We start from the raw sequence: 21,353 nt of genomic DNA, 5'->3' as shown, positions 1-21,353 counted from the left end.
TCGGATCAGGGCTCGCGAACAGATGCTTCGCGAGTCGATGGTCGGTCAGTCGCTCAGCGGCACATGAGTCGTGTTGCCGGCTATGCTAGGCTTGGCCTTTTGCGCAGGCGGAGAGCGGAATGGCCAAGAGTGGAATGGTCCATGGCAAAAAAGCCCAGCCCCAGGCAGAACTGACGTTCCTCTGGCACGACTATGAAACCTTCGGCGCCGATCCGCGACGGCACCGAGCCTCCCAGTTCGCGGCGATTCGCACCGATGCCGATTTCAACGAAATCGGCGAGCCGCTGACGCTATACGCGCGTCCGGCCGATGACGACCTGCCCAACCCCCAAGCCTGTCTGATCACCGGTATCACGCCGCAGGCGGCGCTACGCCGTGGCGTGCCCGAGGTGGAATTCGCCGCGCGGATTCAGGCGGAAATGAGCGTTCCCGGCACCTGTTCTCTGGGCTACAACAGCCTGCGCTTCGATGACGAAGTCAGCCGCCACCTGTTCTATCGCAATCTCTTCGATCCTTACGCCAGAGAGTGGCAGAACGGCAATTCACGCTGGGATCTGATCGATGCCGTGCGCGCGTTCTATGCCGTGCGTCCCGAGGGCATCGAATGGCCGAAGCGCGAGGATGGCGCGCCGAGCTTCAAGCTCGAGCATCTCACCGCAGCCAATGGTATCGAGCACGAGGGCGCTCACGATGCGCTGGCGGACGTGCGTGCCACGATCGGCCTGGCTCGGCTGCTGCGGGCGCAGAACCCCAAGTTCTTCGATTATCTGCTGTCGTTGCGTCAGAAGCGCCGGGTGGCCGGGCTGCTCGATGTCGAGGCCCGCAAGCCGATGCTTCACATCTCGCGGCGCTATCCCGCCAGTCGGGGCTGCAGCGCGCTGGTCGTGCCGCTGGCCGCACACCCTTCGAATCCCAACGGGATCATCGTCTATGATCTCGCCGTCGACCCGGCGCCGCTGTTCTCGCTGACGCCCGAGGAGATTCGCGCGCGCATCTTCGTCAGCGACAGCGAGCTGGCCGAAGGCGAGACGCGAATTCCGTTGAAAGTGGTCCATCTCAATCGTAGCCCGGTGCTGCTGCCGATCGCCACGGCAGACGAGACCGTGGCCAAGCGCCTGGGGCTCGACCGGCCGCTGTGCGAGCGCCACTGGCAAGCGCTGGTGCAGAATCCGGAATCCGCCAGCAAGGCAGCTCTGGCCTTCGCCGATGCGCCCGCCGATCCGCCGCAGGATCCCGATCTGATGCTCTACTCCGGCGGCTTTTTCTCGCCGCACGACCGCCAGGCGATGGAGCGCGTGCATGCCACCTCGCCGGATGATCTGGGCGAAACCGGCTTCGCGTTTCAGGATCCTCGGCTCGAGGAGATGCTGTTCCGGATGCGGGCGCGTAGCTACCCCGATACCCTCAGCAGCGACGAGAAAGCGCAGTGGGATGCCTTCCGCTGGACGCGCATGAACGACGCCCACAGTGGCGGAATGACGCTCAAGGATTTCGCCCGCGAGATCGAACGCCTCAATCAGACCCCGCTGGAGGATCGTGAACGCCAGGTGCTCGAGGAACTGGTGATGTACGTCGAATCGATCATGCCGGAGCAGGCCTTCGACGCCTACTGAGATGTCTCGTGCCCGACATTCAGGGTGCAATCGTCGCGCGTCATCGCGCTGTCACACACACTGCCTAGCCTGCATTCCCTTGATGACAAACAACAAGCATGGATCAGGGGAGCTTCATGGGGATCGAGATCAGACGGCGTCGCGGCGTGGCGCTGATGGCGGTGTCGTTTTCTGCGGCGGCGTTCTCGGCACTGGTGCCGGTGCTGAGCATTGCCGACGTCTATACCATCGCTGGTGGTGACAGCGAAGCGACACCTCGCAGCGTGACCGGTACGGATACGTTGAGCGTCGAGGCCGGGGCCGTGCTCGAAACCGGGGACACCGCGGTCGAGTGGACCGGGGCGTCGCCCGCGCCCGGCGTGACCATCATCAACGCCGGCTCGATTCTCAGTCGGGGCCGGGGCATCGATACCGATGGCGACGAGAGCGAGCGCTCGCTGACGCTGTACAACGCCGCCGGCGCGGTTATCGAAACGGGTGACGACGCCTTCCGGGACGACACCGACGTCACCGATGGCGAGATCAGCGTCGATAACGCAGGCACCCTGCACTCGATCGGCGGTCAGGTTCTGGATTTCGACTCGATCGAATCGCCGACGGCCGTCGTCACGATCACCAATGCCGAAAGTGGCGTGATCGAGGCCGACGACAACGATGCGATTCGCCCGGGCGCCGGCAAGATCACCATCGATAACGCGGGCCGGATTCTGTCGACGGCCTCCGCCAACCGGGCGATCAATGTCGACGATGTCGCCAACCTTTCCGAATTTCATCTGACCAACGATCGTACCGGGATCATCGAGTCCATCGACGACGCCGTGCGAATCGATGGCGATGACGACCAGCGGGGCGCCAACGGCGTCGTCACGGTCGACAACCACGGCCTGATTCTCTCTTCCGGCACCGGCGACGATGCCGGTCAGGCGATCGATTTCGATCACATCGAGTCCGGGCAGACCGCCGTCACGATCAATAACTACGTCGGCGGCGAAATCCGGGCCGAAGATGCCGATGCCCTGCGCCCGGGAGAGGGCGCCACGGTCAACAATACCGGCACCATCGTCTCCAACAGCAGCGAACCCGATGCCTCCAACGACGCGGTCGATCTTCAAGCCCATGCCGCGGCAGTCAACAATCTGGCCGGTGGCACGATCTCCGGCGCACGCCACGGTATCACGACCGATGTCGACGTGACCGTCTACAACGCGGTCGGGGCGACGATCCGGGGTCGCAACGGCTCGGGTATCGGTTCCGATGGCAATGGGACGGTCGTCAACGAGGGCTTGATCAGCGGCGACATCGATAGCGACTCCGAACTGGGCGATGGCGACGGCGTGGATATCGACTTCATTGGCGATATCACCAACCGCGGCACGATCCGGGGAACCGGAGCCAAGGGCCAGAAGCCGGGCGATACGCCCAGTCAGAGCGAAGGTATCGCCATGGGCGGCGGCTCCATCGTCAATGCCAGCGAGAGTGCGCTGATCAGCGGCGCCGACAACGGCATTCTGATCGACGATGGCAGCAGCGGTGGTGCCTATGGCGAGACCACGATCGTCAACCGCGGCACCATCGAAGGCATCGATGGCTACGGGATTTCGCTGGTCGGCGACTACGACGACACCGTCGTCAACTCGGGGCGGATTGCCGGCGGTAACGGATTGGCGCTGGATCTGGGTGATGGTGACGATACGCTGGTCGTCGAGACTGGCGGGGCGTTCGATGGTCGTATCGATGGTGGAGATGGCGTCGATAGCGTCCTGCTCGACGGTGACGGTAAATTTGCCGGTGGCGACGATTTCGAGTCGCTCTCGATCAACGGTGACTGGCGGATCACCGGCATTCAGCGCTATGCGGATGGGATCGACGTCACCAGCGGCAGTCGTCTCGATCTGGACGGCACGCTGGATGGCCCGCTGACGGTTGCGGCCGAGGGCCTGCTCGAAGGCAATGGCACGCTGGGGGAGGTGACCGTGAATGGCACCATCTCGCCCGGCCACTCCGTCGGCCAGCTGAACGTGACCGGCGATTACCGGCAGACCGCCGGTTCGACCTATCAGGCGGAGATCGATGGCGCCGGGCGCGCCGATCGAATCCGCGTCGATGGCATGGCGGCGCTGGCTGGCGAGCTCGTCGTGACGCCGCTATCGGATGCCGCTTATGCGGCCTCGAGCTACACCCTGGTCACCGCGACCGAGGGCGTCAGCGGCGTCTACACCGATCCCGAAGCATACTCACCGTTTTTCGATCTCGATCTGGATTATCGGAACAATGCCGTCGTGCTCGACGTCACGCGCAACGACACCCGCTTCGCCGATCTTGCCGCGAGCGATAATCAGCGTGCGGCGGCCGCCGGGATCGAGAGTCTGGGCGCGGGCAACGGTCTCTACGACCTGATCATCAGCACGACCGATACCGCGAAGCTTGGCCACGATTACGACGCGCTTTCCGGCGAGATTCATGCCAGCACGCGCACCGGGCTGATCGAGGAGAGCCGGTTCGTGCGCGAGGCGGTGTTCGAGCGGATCCGTCGTGCCGACGCGGAGTCTCCTCATGTCGCCATTGCCACCTCATTGGCCATGGAAGGGCTGTCCAGCGACCGGTCGGGGTTCTGGCTGCAAGGGTTTGGCGGCTGGGGTGAGAGTGACGGCGATGACAATGCTGCCGGGCTGGAGCGCTCGATACACGGGCTTTTCGTGGGGGTCGATACGATGATGGGCGCCAGCGAAAGTGATGCGTGGCGACTCGGTATGGCCGCGGGTTATGGTCGCTCGGACTACGATGTCGACCGTCGCGATTCGTCCGCTGATATCGACAGCTACACTCTGGTCGCCTACGCCGGCCGATCCTTCGGGCCGTTGGGTCTGCGTCTGGGTGCGGCGCAATCCTGGCACGATGTCGACACGCGCCGCTCGATCGACGTCGCGGACTTCGAGACGGCCAAGGCTTCCTACGATGCTCGCACCGCTCAAGTGTTCGGCGAGATCGGCATCTCTCTGACGGCGGGCCGGACTCGGCTGGAGCCCTACGCCGGACTCGCCTATGTCGATCTGCACAGCGACGGCTATCAGGAGAGCGGAAAGGCGGGCCTGCATGGCCAGGATGGGGACGCCGACGTTACCTTTTCGACGCTGGGGCTGCGGTCGACGACGCCATTCGAGATCGGCAGTGTAAACGCCGGTTGGCAGGCGGCGGTGGGTTGGCAGCACGCTTTTGGCGAGCGGACACCGACGGCGGACCAGGCATTCCGGGTCGGGGACACCTTTTCGGTCGATGCCGTTCCGGTGGGCGAGGACGCCATCACGCTCGAAACCGGGATCGACATGGCGATCTCGCCGGCAACCTCGGTGGGGGTAGGCTATACGGGCAGACTGGCCAGCGACGCACGGGACCAGAGTGTCGACGCCAATCTGAAGATACGTTTCTAGGCACTATCCGATAATCGACCGCGCCGAGCCTGCGCTAACGACGAAACCCCAGCCAGACGGCTGGGGTTTTGCGTTGACGGATCCGCGACGATGCGGGGCCCTATTGTGTCAAAGGCTCGAAGTCGCTGGTCAGCGCATCGACGTCACTGGGTTGATCGCGCGGGTCGGCGGTGATGTCGAGCGCCGGGCTGTGGCGCAGGGTCTGCCAGGCGCTGCGGATATCCGAGGCGGTCAGCTTGTCGACCTGCGCGGCCAACTGCTGGCGACGATCGAAATCCGCCTCGGGGTAGGCAAGCGTCTGCCACAGTCGATCGGCCCGCGCCGACAATGACTGATCGCGCTGCAGCAGCTGCTGACGCACGGCCTGGCGATAGGGCGCCAGATCATCATCGCTCAACGCCTCGATGCGCTGATCGAAGGTCTTCAGGAAGGCGTCCATGCGCTGTTCGATGGTGTCGCTTGCGACGCTTGGCGACTGCACCAGCATCATCAGCCCCGGGGCATCCATGAACGGTGCGTAGCCGGCGCTGACGATGTAGCCCAGCTGCTCGTCGGTGCGCAGCTTGGCGAAGAAAGGTGGTCCGATCAGTTGCCCGATCACGGCCAGGCTGGCCTGGCTTTGCAGCGCGCGGTCGGGCCCCTGAAGGTAGCGCAGCACGGCTGCGTCGTTTCGCGCCGTCGCCGGATGCAGAGCCGGCGCGTCCGGCGGTACGTCGAGCACGGTCAAAGGCGGGATGTCGTCGGCGCGAAGTTGGGGCGCCAGCGCGTTGGCCACCAACAGCCCCTCGCGCTTGGCAAGCGTGGCATCGAGGTTGCCCACCGCCATCGCTTGTACGTAGAGCTTGCCGAGAAACTGCCGGCGGTAGTCGCGCACATCCTGGGCGCTGATCTCGTCGATCGCTGCCAGCATATTGGGCGTGCTGATCTGAGGGCGCATCAAGGCCTCGCCCAGTGTTCGCTGCATCTGCCGGTAGAGTGCATCCTGGGGCGCGTTTTCCCAATTGCGCTCCAATCCCTGCTTGACCCGCTCGATGCTGCCATCGGTGATATCGCCTTGCTGCAACTGTTCGATGACCGTCTGCATCAAGCGGTCCTGATGGTCACGCCATCCGGAAAAGGCGAGCGTGATGCCGCGACCGTGGGCATAGGCCGCAAACTCCTGGCCGGCCAGCGAAGCGGGATAGAAGCGCTCGTTGAGGCCGTCGTTCAACCAGCCGGCCAGCAGTCGTGTCAGCACCGCATGGCGGGCATCCTGCGTGGCATCGGGGTTCTGCAGGCTGAAGCGCCACTCGACGCGCGGGGCGCCGAATTCGCTGTCGGCCTGGTGCCAGATCTCGACGCTGGGTGAATCGACGAGGCGCGCGGGTTCGGCGCTATTGAACGGCTGGACGCTGAGGTCCTCGGCGATGTAGGGGTTGGGCTCGGGAAGCGCCAGTCCGTCGAGTGACGTTCCGCGGGGCCAGTCGTCGCGACGCGTCAAGGTGTAGGGCGTCGCAAAGTACTGTGTGGTTTCGTCTCCCGAGACATCCGGCCCGCTATAGACCCGCAGCAGGTTGCCCGGTGTCAGCCGGTCGAGAATGTCGTCGATCGCCGCCTTGTCGAATTGATCCATGCGGTAGGGCGCGTACTGCACGTCCTTGAGCGGATAGTGCGCCAGGCTCATTGCCATGCCGCTGACGGTATCGATCGGCTCGCTGCGCTGCTGGAAACGGAAGCTCTGTTCGGCCAGCTTGGCTTGTTCGTCGTAGCGCCAGGCGTCGACGCCGTGATCGCGGATGCGCCGAATCTGGTCGAACAGGCTTGCCTGGATGTCGTCGAGGTGATTTTCGCCCTTCGGCGTCAGACTGATCGAGATATCGAACAGCGCATGCTGACCGTCGCCCTGGCTCGTGCCGGCGGACAGGCCATCGGCCCAGCCGGCCTTGCGCAAGGCGGCCAGCAGGCTGCCTTCGCCTTCGTGGCCCAGCAGGTTGGCAAGATAATCGTCGGGCTTGTCGGCGTACTCGAGGATCGGGTCGTCGACGGGGAACAGGAACTCCAGCTGGCGCCGGGCTTCGTTGGTCTTGATGCGCAGCGATGCCGGCAGGTCACCGTCTCTCGCCAGCGGCTGATCGACGACCGGCTTTTTCAGGTCGCGATCCGGCACCGCATCGAAGCGCTGACGCACCTGCTGTTCGATCGTGTCCAGCGGCTCCGGAGCCAACACGGCCAGGTGCATCACGTTGGCACCGTAATGCTGGTGATAGAAATCGAGCAAGGCCTGACGCAGCGGACGTTTGTCGCTATTGAGCGTCTCCAGGCTGCCGACGGAAAAATGATTGATCGGATGATCGGGGTTGAGCGCCTTGCCCAGCGCTTCGTTGATGCGACGGCCGTCGTCGTCACGACGCGCCTGATACTCGGAGTTGACCGCATGTCGTTCGCGATCGACGTAATCGGGATTGAATTGGGGGGAGATGAAGAACTGCGAGAAGCGATCGAGCGCGTCGGGAAAGGCGCCGGGATCGACATCGAAGTAGAAATTGGTGTCCTGGTCCGCGGTAAAGGCGTTGTGGGACCCGCCATTCTGGCTGATGAAGCGCTGATAACCGTCCGGATCGGGATATCCCTCGGTTCCCAGAAACAGCATGTGCTCGAGAAAGTGTGCAAGCCCGGGCATGTCGGCCGGATCGTTGTCGCTGCCCACCGAGACATCCATCGCCGCCGCGGCCTTGTCGGCATCGGGATCGCTGACCAGCAGTGCCTGCAGACCATTGTCGAGCGTGATGGCCCGATACTGGCGGTCGTCATTAGGGCTCTGGATCAGGGCGTTTTGAACCAGAGCGCTCTGGGCTGCGGAACTCTGGGTCGGCTGAACACGATCCACCGAGGCGGCATCGGCAGCGGCGAGGGTGGTTGCAGGCATCGTGATGCCGACCAGCGCAAGCCCTAGGGCCAGATAACCGGCAGCGAACCAGGTGCGAAGTCCAAAACGCTGCGCTACCGAGGTGCCGGGGAGCCGCGCACGGTGCGATGACGCTCGGTGATGGAATTGCTGCATACAGACTCTCTCAGTAATGGATCGACTCATTGGCTGACAACGCCAGGCGATGAACAAGGGTCAGGCGGTGAACTCTCTACCCGGTCGTCAACAGCGAAGCAGGTGGCGAGGTGGCCTTTCAGGCACTCCACACCCGCATGGGGCCGGTCGGATAACCGCAAGCCCACGCCTGATTTGCCGGGTCGTTCACCTGCCTTGATACCGGAAAAGCGCCCAACAGTTCCCTATCCGCCACGCCGATCAGGTTGCGCGCCGAGGCCAGCGAGGTCTCCTGAGAGAGCCACTCTTCGGCCTGGGACGAAGCGATGACCGCGGGCAGGCGATCGCTCATCGGCGAGATGACCTCCGTGGTGGGCACCGTGATCAGCGCAAACGAGTCGCGTGACTCGCCGGTATCCGGTGCGTAGCGACTCCAGATGCCGGCCAGCAACAGCGGCGAACGGTCGGTGTGAGTGACCATGAAGGGCTGCTTGCCGCGTAGCCCGGGCTGCCAGACGTAAATGCCGGTCACGGGAATCAGGCAGCGCCGTTGCGCCATCGCTTCACGGAACATCGGGCGCTCGTCGAGGGACTCGGCGCGCGCGCAGTGAGGCGCCTGATCGAGGACTTTCAGCCAGGTGGGGGTGAGGCCCCAGAACGCGTCGCGCAGCACGGTGACATTCGCCTCCCGGCGCAGCATCGACAACCATCGGCGAGGCGCCAGGTTGGGGCCGAGCACCGGTGGATCGATGCCACGAAATGCGGGACGTTGCGGATGGCGCGTCCAGTCGTCGACATGCAGTCGACCAGCCATGATTTCTCCTCGTGGGTGTGCGGGCTGCAGGAGTCACAGCCTATGCCACCGTGGGCTCGGGGCCAAGGCGTTATCGCGCGGATGGCCCAGCCAGCTTCCGCCTGGGCCAGCTACGGTCATCAGGCGTAAAACTCTCGCGAAAACGTAGCGTTAATGCGCATGACGCTTGCGTTTATGCGGTATGGCGATATGCTGGGAAACGCTGTTCGATTTTAAGTCGACAACAACATTTTTCCGGCCTCCGGACCATCGGCAGCGATTCGACACTATTCCGAGCGAGGAATTTCATGGCTCGACCGCGACAGCACGCCCCCGAGGCGCTCCATGCTCAGGTCATGGCGGCCTGCAATGCCTGGCTGAGAGACAATCCCGTGCACACGCTGTCGCTGCGCTCGCTGGCTCGCGATGTGGGCTGTGCACCGAGCACGCTGCTCAAGCTGTACGGCAGCTTCAGCAACCTGCTGCAGTACGTCAATATCGAGACGCTCGATCGTATGGGCGCTGCTGTCTCCTGGCTCGAGGATGCCGATCCGGAGCCGCAGCTCAAGGCGCTGGCGACGGCGTACTGGCAATTTGCCCAGCATGAACCCCACCGTTGGCAGATGCTGTTCGAATATCCGCTTGCCGACGAAGGTGAGCTGGACGAGCGCCAGAGTCATATCATCGAAGCCCTGTTTCTGCGGGTCGAGAGCGCCCTCAAGGCGCATCAGCCGGCCCTCGACGACCTCGGCGCTCGACGCATGGCGAGAACGCTATGGGGCAGTGTCCACGGTCTGGTCCAACTGGGGCTCAACGATCGTCTCGGTTATTGGCAGGGGCAGCCGATGGAAGTCGGTGAATTGCTCGATCAATTGCTGACGATGACCCTGAACGGGCTGAGCTACCGACCGGATGCCTCGTGATCTCGGGGTTTCTGACCCAGCGCCGCTTTGCGCCGTTCTTCTGGACTCAGGCGCTGGGCGCGTTCAACGACAATCTGTTCAAGAACATCCTGCTGCTGCTGCTGACATTCGTTGCCGTGCCTCGATATGGCTGGGACACGGGACTGCTCAACAATCTGGCAGCGGGCCTTTTCATCCTGCCTTTCTTCCTGTTTTCCGCCTGGGGCGGTACGCTCGCCGACCATCTCGACAAGCAGCGTCTGGTACGTCGGCTCAAGTTGCTGGAGCTGGTGACGATGATCGCGGCGGCGGTGGCGGTCTGGTTCGAACTGTTCGGCCTGCTGCTGGCATTGCTGTTCATGATGGGGACTCAGTCGGCGCTGTTCGGGCCGGTTAAGTACGCCATTCTCCCCCAGCATCTGGCCGCCACCGAGCTGGTCAAGGGCAACGCCTGGGTCAATCTGGGCACGTTCGTCTCGATACTCCTGGGCACGCTGCTGGCCGGCGTGCTGGCATCGCTGGATGGCGCCCTGGGCCGAGCGACGATTGCGGCGAGCCTGATCATCATTGCGCTGATCGGCGTCGTCGTCAGCCTCAAGATTCCCGCCGCGCCGCCGAGTGTGGCCGGGCGCGTGGCATGGCGACCGTTTTCCGGGACCTGGCGCGTGATGCGCGACGGTCTCGGCGAAAAGCGGGTGCGGCCGGCTCTGATCGGGATCAGCTTCTTCTGGTTTCTGGGGGCCTGTTACCTGACCCAATTGCCCGCCTGGGTACGTGACGTGGTTCACGGCAGCGAAGGCGCGGTCAGCTTTCTGCTGGGGGCCTTCGCGGTTGGCGTCGGACTTGGGGCGCTGCTCTGCTCGCGGTTGTCGGCAGGGCGTCTGGAGCTCGGACTGGTGCCGATCGGGGCGCTGGTGATCGGCGTGTCAGGTCTCGAGCTGGCCTCGCAATCGGGCCTTGCCGGCGAACAGCTGGCGCTTGGCGAACTGCTGACGATGACCGGTTTCTGGCAGATGAGCACGCTGCTGGCGCTGGTGGGGCTCGGTGGCGGTCTCTACAGCGTGCCGCTCTATACCTTGATGCAAGTGGCCAGTCGCGATGAGCGGCGCGCCCGCATGGTCGCTGCCAACAATATCCTCAACGCGTTGTTCATGATCCTGTCCGCCGTGTTCGGGATCGTGGTGCTGAGCGTGATGAAGCTGTCGCTATTCGTACTGTTCGCCTGCCTCGGGTGGTCGGCGCTGCTGGTGGGCATCGCCCTGCTGATGCGCAACCCGAGACCGGCGCTGCGGCTGTTGATCTTCGCCTTGATCCAAGTGCTCTATCGGCTTCGCTGCCGCGGTCGACAGCATGTGCCGGCGACCGGCCCGGCACTGGTGGTCTGCAATCACGTCAGTTTCATGGATGCGCTGGTGCTGGGCGGCGCCTGTCCTCGTCCGCTGCGCTTCATGATGGATCGGCCGATCTACGAAAATCCTTGGGTCAACTGGTTCTTCCGCATCGCCGGCGCGATTCCCGTGGATTCCGACCGGCGCGACCCGGGCGGCGTGCGGCGAGCCCTGGAGGAAGTCAGCCGAGCCCTGCGCAATGGTGAGGTGGTGATGATCTTCCCGGAAGGCCGGTTGACGCCGGACGGCGACGTGCAGGCCTTCCGTCGCGGTCTCGATCTGGTGCTGGCGCGCGATCCGGTGCCGGTAGTGCCGGCGGCGCTGTCGGGATTGTGGGGATCGTGGACATCGAACAAGGACGGCAAGGCGTTGACCAAATGGCCGCGGCGATTGAGAGCTCGGGTACTGCTGGTCTTCGGTGAACCGATCCCGGCAGGGCACTCGCCGCGCCGGACGCTGGAGCGGCGGGTCCGTGGTCTCAAGCGGGCGGCGGACCAGAGTCTGGCCTCGAGGCTGGGTGGTCCGATCTAGCCGCCGGACATCGCGGCCGACTTTCCGGATCAGCCAGTCGCCAGCGCCGGCGACTGGCCGTCGTCTCGAAGACCGGCCGGTCTACTCGCTGCTGCGGCGTCGAACGCCTTGTTGCCAGCAGCGTGCCGAGGTGATCAGGTTATCCCCGATCTCGAGAATCTCCAGCCGATTGGCGCCGATCTGCAGGCAGGCCTGGGCGTCGGGAAAGGACTCCAGCTCCTCGAGAATCAGGCCGTTCAGGGTCTTGGGGCCGTCCGTCGGCAGTTGCCAGCCGAGCGCCTTGTTGACTTCGCGAATGTTGGCCGTGCCTTCGATCACGTAGCTGCCATCGGTCTGCGGGTGAATGTCCCGGTAGGTGCCGGCGACATCGGTGGTGAACTCGCCCACGATCTCTTCCAGAATGTCTTCCAGCGTCGCCAGCCCCTGCACGTCGCCGTACTCGTCGACGACCACGCCGATGCGGCGCTTCTGCTGCTGAAAGTTGAGCAGTTGCGTATGCAGCGGCGTCGACTCCGGAATGAAGTAGGGCTCGCGCGCTTCCTGCACGATCGCCGCCTTCTGCAGATCCGGCTTGGAGAGAAAACGCGAGGCGTTGCGTAGATGCAGGATGCCGATGATGTTGTTGACGTCGCCCTTGAAGATCGGCAGACGGGTGTGCTGACTCTGGCGAATCTGCGCGAGCAGCGTCTCAAGGTCGTCGTCGAGATCGAGGCCGACGATTTCGTGGCGCGGCACCATGATGTCGTTGACGGTGACGTTTTCCAGATCGAGGATCGACAGCAGCATCGCCTGGTGACGGCCGGGGATCAGCGATCCGGCTTCGTGGACCACGCTGCGCAGCTCGTCTCGGGTCAGACTGTCGGCGCCCGCGTTGAGGTGGCGAACGCCGATGAGCCGCAGCAGGTTGTTGGAGATGGCGTTGACCAGCCAGACCAGGGGGTAGAATAGCTTCAGCAACGGCGCCAGGACCAGCGACGCCGGCAGCGCGATCCGATCGGGCTTGATGGCCGCGTAGGTCTTGGGTGTCACTTCACCGAAAATCAGCACCACGATCGTCAGCACCAGCGTCGCGATCGCCGGCCCCGAGACATCGCCGAAGAAATGGATGGCGAGGATGGTGGCGATCGAAGCCGCGAGGTTATTGACCAGATTGTTGCCGATCAGTATCACGCCCAGCAATCGGTCGGGACGCTTGAGTAGTTCGACGACACGCCTGGCCGAGCGAGATCCGGCATTGGCCTGATGATTCAATCGGTAGCGATTGATCGACATCATGCCGGTTTCGGAGCTTGAGAAGAATGCTGACAGGCAGACCAGAATGAACAGCAGGCCCAGCATCAGGCCCAAGGGTATGTCATCGCTCAAGGCGGGGAATTCCTCAGGGGTGGTCAGGTTGTTTTAGGGCGTTAACCGAATCCTGTCAACGCCGCCGATAGCCGCATCCGTCGCGGCTGTCGGCTGACAGGAGTCAGGCGTTGTAGTGGAAAATGTACTCGAGCACGAACTTGGTGCCGAAGAAGGCCAGTACCAGCACGCCGGCGCCGGCCAGCGTCCAGCGTACCGCCTTCTGGCCGCGCCAGCCCAGATAATGGTGTCCCGCCAGCAGTCCGGCAAAGATCAACCACGCCAATAGCGACAGAATGGTCTTGTGGGCCAGGTGCTGGGCGAACAGATTATCCAGAAACACGAAGCCGCTGATGATAGCGACGGTCAGCAACAGCATGCCGCACCAGATCAGTTCGAACAGCAGCTGTTCCATCCGGGTCAGCGGTGGCAGCACCTGGACGATGCCGCCGGTGTGGCGGCGTTTGAGGGCATGATGCTGAAAACCCAGCAGCGCTGCCTGAACGGCGGCGATGGCGAGAAAGGAGAACGCGGCGATCGAGCTCAGGATATGGAAATAGAGTCCGGGCGAAACGCCGGATTCGATCATTCGGCTGGGCATGCCGACGACGCCGACGATGGTGACGGCGGCCAGCGGAAAGACGCAGACGCCCGCGTTGAGGACCGGTTTGAACAGGCTGGCCAGCAGCAGCAGTGCCACCACCAGCCAGCCGACCAGCGCCGCGCTCTGGGTCAGGCCCAGGTGCAGGCCGTACGGGCCGATGATCGCCACCCCGACGATGAGGGTGTGACAGAGCAGTGCGATCAGCCCGGCGCCGCGCACCCAGTTCGGGCGTTCGGTCACGCGCCGGGCGAGGCTCAGGCTTTGCCATAGCCCGGCGGCGAGATAACAGACAATAGCGACAAGGGCGAAAGGAAGCGCCGGCATCGGTGGTTTGGCCTCGTTAGCGGTTTCTGGTGGCCGCCGTGACGATGAAAAGAGTTCGAGAAGCAGATGTGCTGGATGATAGGCAATCGCGTTTCGCGGCTACTATACCCAATCGCTGCCACCTCGCCCAGCCATGGCTTCCAGCGGCCAAGCACGGCGAAGTAACGGGATGCGACCGGCCGCATGGAGCCAGGCCGCTTCCATGCGTATAATACCGGCCACATTCCTTCTAGCGGCGCCGCGAGCTTGAGTTCGAGCATCGGTGGCGCCAGGCATCGTTGCCCGGAGCGTTCCATGTTCGAAAGTCTCTCCAATCGCCTGTCGCAGACGCTCAAGTCGATTACCGGCCAGGCACGTCTGACCGAAGACAATATCAAGGATACCCTGCGCGAGGTGCGCAAGGCCTTGCTCGAGGCCGACGTTGCCCTGCCGGTGGTCAAGGATTTCGTCGAGCGGGTGCGTGAACGCGCCGTGGGGCAGGAGGTTTCCAAAAGCCTCTCCCCGGGTCAGCAGTTCGTCAAGATCGTCCAGCAGGAGCTGGAAGCGATCATGGGTCAGGCCAACGAGGCGCTGACGCTTCGAGGGTCACCCGCCGTGGTGCTGATGGCCGGTCTGCAGGGCGCGGGCAAGACCACGTCCGTCGCCAAGTTGGCCAAGTATCTGCGCGAGCGGGAAAACAAGAAGGTACTGGTGGTTTCTGCCGACGTCTATCGTCCGGCGGCGATCGATCAGCTCGAGACGCTGGCGAAGGAGGTCGAGGTCGACTTCTTTCCGTCGAACAGTGCCCAGCAGCCGGTGGCGATCGCCGAAGCCGCGATCAAGCACGCCAGGATTCAGTTCCACGACGTGGTGATCGTCGATACCGCCGGGCGGCTGGCGGTGGACGAGGCGATGATGGCGGAAATCCAGGCGCTGAATCAGGCGATTCAGCCGCAGGAGACACTGTTCGTCGTCGATGCCATGACCGGCCAGGACGCTGCCAATACCGCCAAGGCCTTCCATGACGCGTTGCCGCTGACCGGGGTGATCCTGACCAAGGCCGATGGTGATGCGCGCGGTGGTGCTGCGCTCTCGGTACGCCACATTACCGGCAAGCCGATCAAGTTCATGGGGATGGGCGAGAAGGTCGACGCCCTGGAACCTTTCCATCCCGATCGCGTGGCCTCGCGTATTCTCGGCATGGGCGACATGCTGTCGCTGATCGAGGAAGCCGAGCGCAACGTCGACAAGGGCAAGGCCGAGCGACTCGCCAAGAAGGTCAAGAAGGGGCAGGGCTTCGATCTCGAGGATTTTCGCGATCAGCTCCAGCAGCTCAAGAAGATGGGCGGTATGGGCGGGCTGATGTCCAAGATGCCGGGTATGGGGCAAATGGCGGAGATGGCCCAGAACAAGGGCGCCGAGCAGGAGTTCGGCAAGCTCGAGTCGCTGATCAATTCGATGACCCCGCAGGAGCGCCGCAAACCCGAGATCATCAACGGGTCGCGCAAGCGCCGCATCGCCATGGGCGCGGGCTTGCAGGTGCCGGATCTCAATCGTCTGCTCAAGCAGCACAAGCAGATGCAGAAGATGATGAAGAAGGCCGGCCAGAAGGGCGGTATGCAGAAAATGATGCGCGGCATGTCCGGCATGATGGGTGGCGGAGGCCCGGGTGGTCCTGGCGGCCCCGGTGGCATGGGCGGAATGGGCGGGATGGGCGGCGGCGGTTTCCCCCGACGTTGATTCGTTCGCTGACCGCAACAAAAGGTTCCCAAGGCACGGCCTTTTCCGTAGAATGCTGCGTCTTCGTCTCGGGCAAGTGTTCGAGAAGACTTGATTTCGTGGCGTAACGATTAACTTAACCGAAGGATTATCAACGCAATGGTAACCATTCGTCTGGCACGTGGTGGCGCCAAGAAGCGTCCCTTCTATCACCTGACCGTTAGCGATTCTCGCGTTTCTCGCGATGGCCGCTTCATCGAGCGCGTCGGCTTCTTCAACCCGGTCGCCCGCGGCCAGGAAGAGCGCCTGCGTGTCGATCTGGAACGCGTCACCCACTGGCAGTCCCAGGGTGCACAGGTTTCCGAGCGCGTGGCCGAGCTGGTCAAAGAAGCGCGCAAGGCCCAGGCCTGAGTTCGATCATCATGCCGCAGTCGGCTCACGAAACGCTGCCGGGTGAACCCTTGCCGAATGAATCCGGCAAGGACGAACCGATCCAGCGTGAAGAGACGCAGCACCTGGTGCTGGGGCGTTTGACTAGCCCGCACGGCGTGAAGGGTTGGCTCAAGGTCTACTCCTATACCAGTCCGAGCGAAGGCATCTTCGACTATCCGGTATGGGTGCTTTCGAGGCAGGGGCAGCGCGAGTCGCGGCGTCTGCTCGAGGCGCGGCCGCAAGGCAAAGGTCTGGTGGTCCGACTGGAAGGTATCGATACGCGAGAGCTGGCCGAGCAGTGGGCCGGCGCTGACGTGTTGATGGAAAAGACGGCGCTGCCCGAACTGGATAGCGGCGAGTACTACTGGTATCAGTTGGAAGGCTTGCAGGTCGAGACCCGCGACGGCGTCAAGCTGGGGCGAGTCGATCATCTGTTCGAGACCGGTGCCAACGATGTGCTGGTGATCAAGCCCGCCGAGGGCAGTCTCGATGATCGCGAACGGTTGCTGCCGTTCCTGCCTGACGATGTCATCGTTCAGGTCGATCTGGTCGGGCAATCCATGATCGTCGATTGGGATCCTGCCTTCTGACACTCTGTACGCTGGCGGGTGGATGCCGGTAGCAGAGCTCAGCGAGAGAGCGATCGTCGGCGACGGACAGGAGAAGCGTACCGTGTGGATTGGTGTCGTCTCCCTGTTTCCGGAGATGTTCGAGGCCATTACCCGGCATGGCGTCACCGGTCGCGCCGTGGAGCGTGGACTACTGGAAGTGGCGTTCTGGAATCCCCGGGACTATGCCACGGACAGACATCGTACGGTCGATGATCGACCTTACGGCGGTGGCCCCGGCATGTTGATGAAAGTCGACACCCTGCGTGGAGCCCTGGTCGAAGCGCGGGCCGGCGCGGAAGCCGCCGGGCATCGGCCCAGCGTGATCTATCTCTCGCCCCAGGGACGCAGGCTGGATCAGGCCGGGGCTCGCGAGCTGGCATCGCGGGATGGCCTGATCGTCGTGGCGGGGCGTTACGAAGGTATCGACGAGCGCGTGGTCGAGGCCGATATCGATGAAGAGTGGTCGATCGGCGATTACGTGCTCAGCGGTGGCGAGCTACCGGCCATGGTGTTGATCGATGCACTGGCGCGAGAAGTGCCGGGCGTGTTGGGTCATCAGTCTTCGGCCAGCGAAGACTCGTTTGCCGACGGCCTGCTGGATTGTCCGCACTATACGCGGCCCGAGGTCATCGACGGCCACCGGGTGCCGGACGTCCTGCTCAGCGGCAATCACGAGCTGATTCGTCGCTGGCGACTGAAGCAATCTCTCGGGCGCACCTGGCTCAGGCGTCCGGATCTGTTGCAGAGCCGAACGTTGGATCGTGAACAGCGCAAGCTGCTCGACGAATTCATCGATGAACACGTCGCGAAGGAAGCGGTTTTTCGTGACGGCGGTGCATGAGGCGATCGATCTTCGAATGCGTGAATTTCGAACGGATGAATCGTCGACATGCGTCATCCACGAGTCCGATTCCGCCCCGACCGTCTGTCGGACGGGCGCCGGGATCACGAAATGTCCCCCAGGGATGTTTCTTCAATCAGGAGCAAGACATGAGTAGCAAGAGCAAAGTGATCCAGGCGCTCGAAGACGAGCAGATGGGCAAGGAAATCCCGGCGTTCGCGCCTGGCGATACCATCATCGTCCAGGTCAAGGTCGTGGAAGGTAGCCGTGAACGTCTCCAGGCTTTCGAAGGCGTTGTCATCGGCAAGCGTAACCGCGGTCTGAACTCCGCTTTCACCGTGCGCAAGATCTCTCACGGTGTCGGCGTCGAGCGTACCTTCCAGACTTACAGCCCGCTGGTGGCCGGTATCGAGGTCAAGCGTCGCGGTGACGTGCGTCAGGCCAAGCTCTACTACCTTCGCGAGCGCAGCGGCAAGTCTGCTCGTATCAAGGAAAAGCTGGGCTGATTCAGCGCACGCCGCTGATTCACGCGCTCCCGTTCATCGCTCTGGAGCGTGCCCGGCAGGAGCTACGGAAACCCCGCGAGTCATTCGGCTCGCGGGGTTTCCGCGTTATGATGGGGCTCCTTGTTTCACCTGCCAATTTCCGCTTCGGAGCCGCATGAACGATCACGATCGACGCGATGCCTTTCTCGATGCGCTGTGGCTGGAGCGGGGTGTCAGCGAGCACACGTTGAGCGCCTATCGCCGGGACCTGACGGCGTGGATCGTCTATCTCGAGGCGCAGGACGAGCGTCTGCTGGCGCCCGGCGACGCCACCCTGATCGACTTCGTCGAGACGTGTCGCGAACGCTACCACCCACGTTCCATCGCGCGACAGCTCTCCTGCCTGCGACGGTTCTACCGGTGGGCGTTGGCGGAGAGCCTGATGAGCTACGACCCGCTGGTCGAGATTCAGGCGCCGCGGGTACAGCCGGGTTTGCCGTCGACGCTCGAGGAGCACGATGTCGACCGGCTGCTGATGGCACCGGACGTGGAGACGGCGCTGGGCCTGCGCGACCGGGCCATGCTGGAGGTGCTCTACGCCTGCGGGCTGCGCGTCTCAGAGCTGGTGGGGTTGACGGTGGCCGCGGTCAACCTGCGCCAGGGTGTCGTGCTGATCCGCGGCAAGGGCGACAAGGAGCGGCTCGTGCCGCTGGGCGAAGAGGCGATGGCCTGGGTCGAGCGCTATCTCCGCCAAGGGCGCAGCGAACTGATGCAGGATATCCGCCAGCCGCCGCTGTTTCCTGGGCGCCATGATGGTTTCATGACCCGCCAGACCTTCTGGTATCGACTCAAGCACTATGCCCAGCTCGCCGCCATCGACAAGCCGCTGTCGCCGCATACCCTCCGTCACGCCTTTGCGACGCATTTATTGAATCATGGAGCCAATTTGCGTGTCGTACAGTTGCTGCTCGGTCACAGCGATCTGTCGACCACGCAGATCTACACCCACGTGGCCCAGGCGCGTCTGGAAGCGCTACACGCTCAACACCATCCAAGAGGTTGAACATGAGAAGTCGTCTACTGTTGTCCACTATCGCGCTGTTGGGGACCGTTCTGGCGCCGGCGGTCTTTGCCGCCCCCCCGGCCGATCTCGCCGACAAGCTCAATGCGCATAGCGGACAGCCTCTGCCGATAGAGGCCATCGACGATTCGCCGGTGCCGGGGCTTTACGAAGTTCGGCTACGTGGTGGCAATACGCTCTATTCGGATGCCGACGGGCAGTACCTGATCGTCGGGGACCTCTATCAGAATGCCGACGACGGCATGGTCAACCTGACCGAGCAGGCTGCCAACCAGCGGCGCAAGGCGCTGGTCGATGCGATCCCCGAAGCGCAGCGCGTGGTCTACAGACCGGCTGGCGAGGTCAAGGCCAGGCTCACCGTGTTTACCGATCCCACCTGCCCTTACTGCCACAAGTTGCATGAGGAGATGCCCCAGCTGAATGAGTTGGGTATCGAAGTCGACTATCTGGCCTTCCCGCGCATGGGGCCGAATTCGGATGCGGCGAGACAGCTCGCCCAGGTGTGGTGCGCCGACAACCGTTCCGAAGCGATGAGCGCGGCCTTCCGCGGTGACAGCGTGGAGGCGTCCGGCAGCTGCAAGGCACCCATCGACTCGCAGTATCGGCTGGGGGTCGAATCGGGCATTCAGGGCACGCCCGCGATCATCTTCCCCGATGGCAAGATGGTGCCGGGCTATCTGCCGGCGAAGCGCCTGGCGACGATGCTCGGCATCGATGCGGACGGCGATAGCTGATCGCCGGCGCGAAACCCCTCGAGTCAGCTTGACAAGGGGGGCTGGGCTTTCTACCGTGACCGCCCTTCAGGGCACTTTGTGCGTCAATATCGGTACTGCAAAGAGTCTGGTGCCGTGACCGCGGTTACCGCTCCGGAGGGTGATGCGAAGAGTACATATCAGTAGGGGAGAGCGACATCTTGGATCCGGTGAGAGTGGGTATCTGCGGACTGGGCACCGTAGGCGGTGGCACCTTTGACGTTCTGACGCGCAATGCCGACGAGATTGCCCGTCGTGCGGGACGTCCCATCGTCATCGAACAGGTCGGTGCCCGTCGTGACAACCCCGATTGCGACACCACCGGGGTCAAGGTGACACGCGACATTTTCGAAGTCGCGCGCAATCCTGATATCGATGTACTGGTCGAGCTGATCGGTGGCTACGACGTCGCCCGCGAGCTGGTCATGACGGCGATCGAAAACGGCAAGCACGTGGTCACCGCCAACAAGGCGCTGATCGCCGTTCATGGCAACGAAATTTTCCATGCCGCCCACAAAAAGGGTGTCATCGTCGCTTTCGAAGCTGCCGTCGCTGGCGGTATACCGGTGATCAAATCGCTGCGGGAAGGCCTGGGCGGCAACCGCATTCAGTGGCTGGCTGGCATCATCAACGGCACCGGCAACTACATCCTCACCCACATGCGTGACGAAGGGCGGGCTTTCGACGACGTACTCGCCGAAGCGCAGGCGCTAGGATATGCCGAGGCCGACCCGACCTTCGATGTCGAGGGCATCGACGCCGCCCACAAGCTGACGATTCTGGCATCCATCGCCTACGGCGTTCCGCTGCAGTTCGATCGTGCCTATACCGAGGGCATCGCGCGGATTACCGCCGAAGACGTCGAACAGGCCGACAACCTGGGCTATACCATCAAGCATCTCGGCATTACCCGGCGCGGCGACAATGGTATCGAACTGCGAGTCCATCCGACCCTGATTCCCAAAGAGCGGCTGCTGGCCAATGTGCACGGCGTCAAGAACGCCATCGCCGTGATGGGTGATGCGGTTGGTCCGACGCTCTACTACGGTGCGGGCGCCGGGGCGGAACCCACGGCATCGGCCGTGGTTGCCGATTTGCTGGACGTCGCGCGGAACATTGCCACCGCGCATCGCTATCTCGTGCCATACCTCGCTTTCAGTGGCATCAACGATGAAGCCAACGCGCTGCCGATTCTGCCGATGGAAGAGATCGTCACGGCATACTACCTGCGACTGCTGGCCGTGGATCGCCCCGGCGTGCTGGCTCGAGTGGCGACGATTCTCGCCGAGCAGAGCATCTCGATCGAGGCCATCATTCAGAAAGAAGCGACCGAAGGTGAGCTGGTACCGATCATTCTGCTGACCCATCGCACTCGCGAACAGCATATGAACGATGCGATTCGACAGCTGGAATCGCTGGCTGACATCGCCGGGCCGGTCACGCGGATTCGGGTCGAGTCGCTGGACGAGCAGTAACAAACCGAGAGGGAAGAGGCCAGTCGCACCAG

16 protein-coding genes are annotated in these 21,353 nt (G+C 63.3%); 12 read left to right on the top strand and 4 right to left on the bottom strand.

The features are described 5' to 3' along the window. Positions 1-119 precede the first annotated feature (119 nt). Together sbcB and BTW07_RS00875 are read left to right on the top strand one after the other, a co-directional pair. Complete coding sequence (gene sbcB / locus BTW07_RS00880) at positions 120-1,613, top strand: exodeoxyribonuclease I (RefSeq protein WP_232823677.1); 1,494 nt, start codon at positions 120-122, stop codon at positions 1,611-1,613. A 116-nt stretch (positions 1,614-1,729) separates the two neighbouring features. Beyond that, positions 1,730-5,041: an autotransporter outer membrane beta-barrel domain-containing protein gene (locus BTW07_RS00875; RefSeq protein WP_075568254.1), complete on the top strand. Its 3,312-nt coding sequence runs from the start codon at positions 1,730-1,732 to the stop codon at positions 5,039-5,041. Between the two features lie 100 nt (positions 5,042-5,141). Here BTW07_RS00875 and BTW07_RS00870 read toward each other — a convergent pair whose 3' ends face one another. Both BTW07_RS00870 and BTW07_RS00865 read right to left on the bottom strand, forming a co-directional pair. After that, entirely contained in the window at positions 5,142-8,081 is a 2,940-nt protein-coding gene (locus BTW07_RS00870; protein WP_244158282.1) for an insulinase family protein, read from the bottom strand. A 118-nt stretch (positions 8,082-8,199) separates the two neighbouring features. Further along, entirely contained in the window at positions 8,200-8,874 is a 675-nt protein-coding gene (locus BTW07_RS00865) for an SOS response-associated peptidase (RefSeq protein WP_075568253.1), read from the bottom strand. Between the two features lie 287 nt (positions 8,875-9,161). Between BTW07_RS00865 and BTW07_RS00860 the strand changes: the two genes are divergently transcribed. Both BTW07_RS00860 and BTW07_RS00855 read left to right on the top strand, forming a co-directional pair. Beyond that, on the top strand, positions 9,162-9,776 hold the full coding sequence (locus BTW07_RS00860) for a TetR/AcrR family transcriptional regulator (RefSeq protein WP_075568252.1): 615 nt from the start codon (positions 9,162-9,164) through the stop codon (positions 9,774-9,776). Next, positions 9,773-11,674 (top strand): MFS transporter, encoded by a 1,902-nt coding sequence (locus tag BTW07_RS00855; RefSeq protein WP_075568251.1) that lies wholly within the window; start codon positions 9,773-9,775, stop codon positions 11,672-11,674. Before BTW07_RS00860 ends, BTW07_RS00855 begins: the two co-directional genes overlap by 4 nt. Positions 11,675-11,755: 81 nt before the next feature. On the opposite strand, the gene BTW07_RS00850 is transcribed toward BTW07_RS00855, so the two are convergent. Further along, positions 11,756-13,039 carry an HlyC/CorC family transporter gene (locus BTW07_RS00850; protein WP_075568250.1) on the bottom strand — a complete coding sequence of 428 codons (1,284 nt, stop codon included), beginning with the start codon at positions 13,037-13,039 and terminating at the stop codon, positions 11,756-11,758. Positions 13,040-13,142: 103 nt separating this feature from the next. Beyond that, entirely contained in the window at positions 13,143-13,946 is an 804-nt protein-coding gene (locus tag BTW07_RS00845) for a cytochrome C assembly family protein (protein WP_075568249.1), read from the bottom strand. A 294-nt stretch (positions 13,947-14,240) separates the two neighbouring features. Between BTW07_RS00845 and ffh the strand changes: the two genes are divergently transcribed. The 8 genes from ffh (at position 14,241) to BTW07_RS00805 (ending at position 21,321) form a co-directional block, all read left to right on the top strand. After that, complete coding sequence (gene ffh / locus BTW07_RS00840; protein ID WP_075568248.1) at positions 14,241-15,665, top strand: signal recognition particle protein; 1,425 nt, start codon at positions 14,241-14,243, stop codon at positions 15,663-15,665. Positions 15,666-15,803: 138 nt separating this feature from the next. Then, complete coding sequence (rpsP, locus tag BTW07_RS00835) at positions 15,804-16,055, top strand: 30S ribosomal protein S16 (RefSeq protein ID WP_075568247.1); 252 nt, start codon at positions 15,804-15,806, stop codon at positions 16,053-16,055. Positions 16,056-16,066: 11 nt separating this feature from the next. After that, positions 16,067-16,666 (top strand): ribosome maturation factor RimM, encoded by a 600-nt coding sequence (gene rimM / locus BTW07_RS00830; RefSeq protein ID WP_075568246.1) that lies wholly within the window; start codon positions 16,067-16,069, stop codon positions 16,664-16,666. 82 nt (positions 16,667-16,748) lie between these two features. Further along, a complete protein-coding gene (trmD, locus tag BTW07_RS00825; protein ID WP_075568415.1) occupies positions 16,749-17,528 on the top strand; it encodes a tRNA (guanosine(37)-N1)-methyltransferase TrmD in 780 nt (259 codons plus the stop codon). A 149-nt stretch (positions 17,529-17,677) separates the two neighbouring features. Beyond that, a complete protein-coding gene (gene rplS, locus BTW07_RS00820) occupies positions 17,678-18,034 on the top strand; it encodes a 50S ribosomal protein L19 (RefSeq protein WP_075568245.1) in 357 nt (118 codons plus the stop codon). A gap of 154 nt (positions 18,035-18,188) precedes the next feature. Beyond that, positions 18,189-19,076 (top strand): site-specific tyrosine recombinase XerD, encoded by an 888-nt coding sequence (gene xerD, locus BTW07_RS00815; RefSeq protein WP_075568244.1) that lies wholly within the window; start codon positions 18,189-18,191, stop codon positions 19,074-19,076. Between the two features lie 2 nt (positions 19,077-19,078). Beyond that, positions 19,079-19,828 (top strand): DsbC family protein, encoded by a 750-nt coding sequence (locus BTW07_RS00810; RefSeq protein ID WP_075568243.1) that lies wholly within the window; start codon positions 19,079-19,081, stop codon positions 19,826-19,828. Between the two features lie 179 nt (positions 19,829-20,007). Beyond that, complete coding sequence (locus BTW07_RS00805) at positions 20,008-21,321, top strand: homoserine dehydrogenase (RefSeq protein WP_075568242.1); 1,314 nt, start codon at positions 20,008-20,010, stop codon at positions 21,319-21,321. Positions 21,322-21,353 lie beyond the last annotated feature (32 nt).

The sequence above is a fragment of the Salinicola socius genome, from assembly GCF_001937195.1.
In the GTDB taxonomy this organism is placed as follows: domain Bacteria; phylum Pseudomonadota; class Gammaproteobacteria; order Pseudomonadales; family Halomonadaceae; genus Salinicola; species Salinicola socius.
Note: the sequence above shows the minus strand (reverse complement) of the source record. Positions and strands in the feature narration are given on the sequence as shown.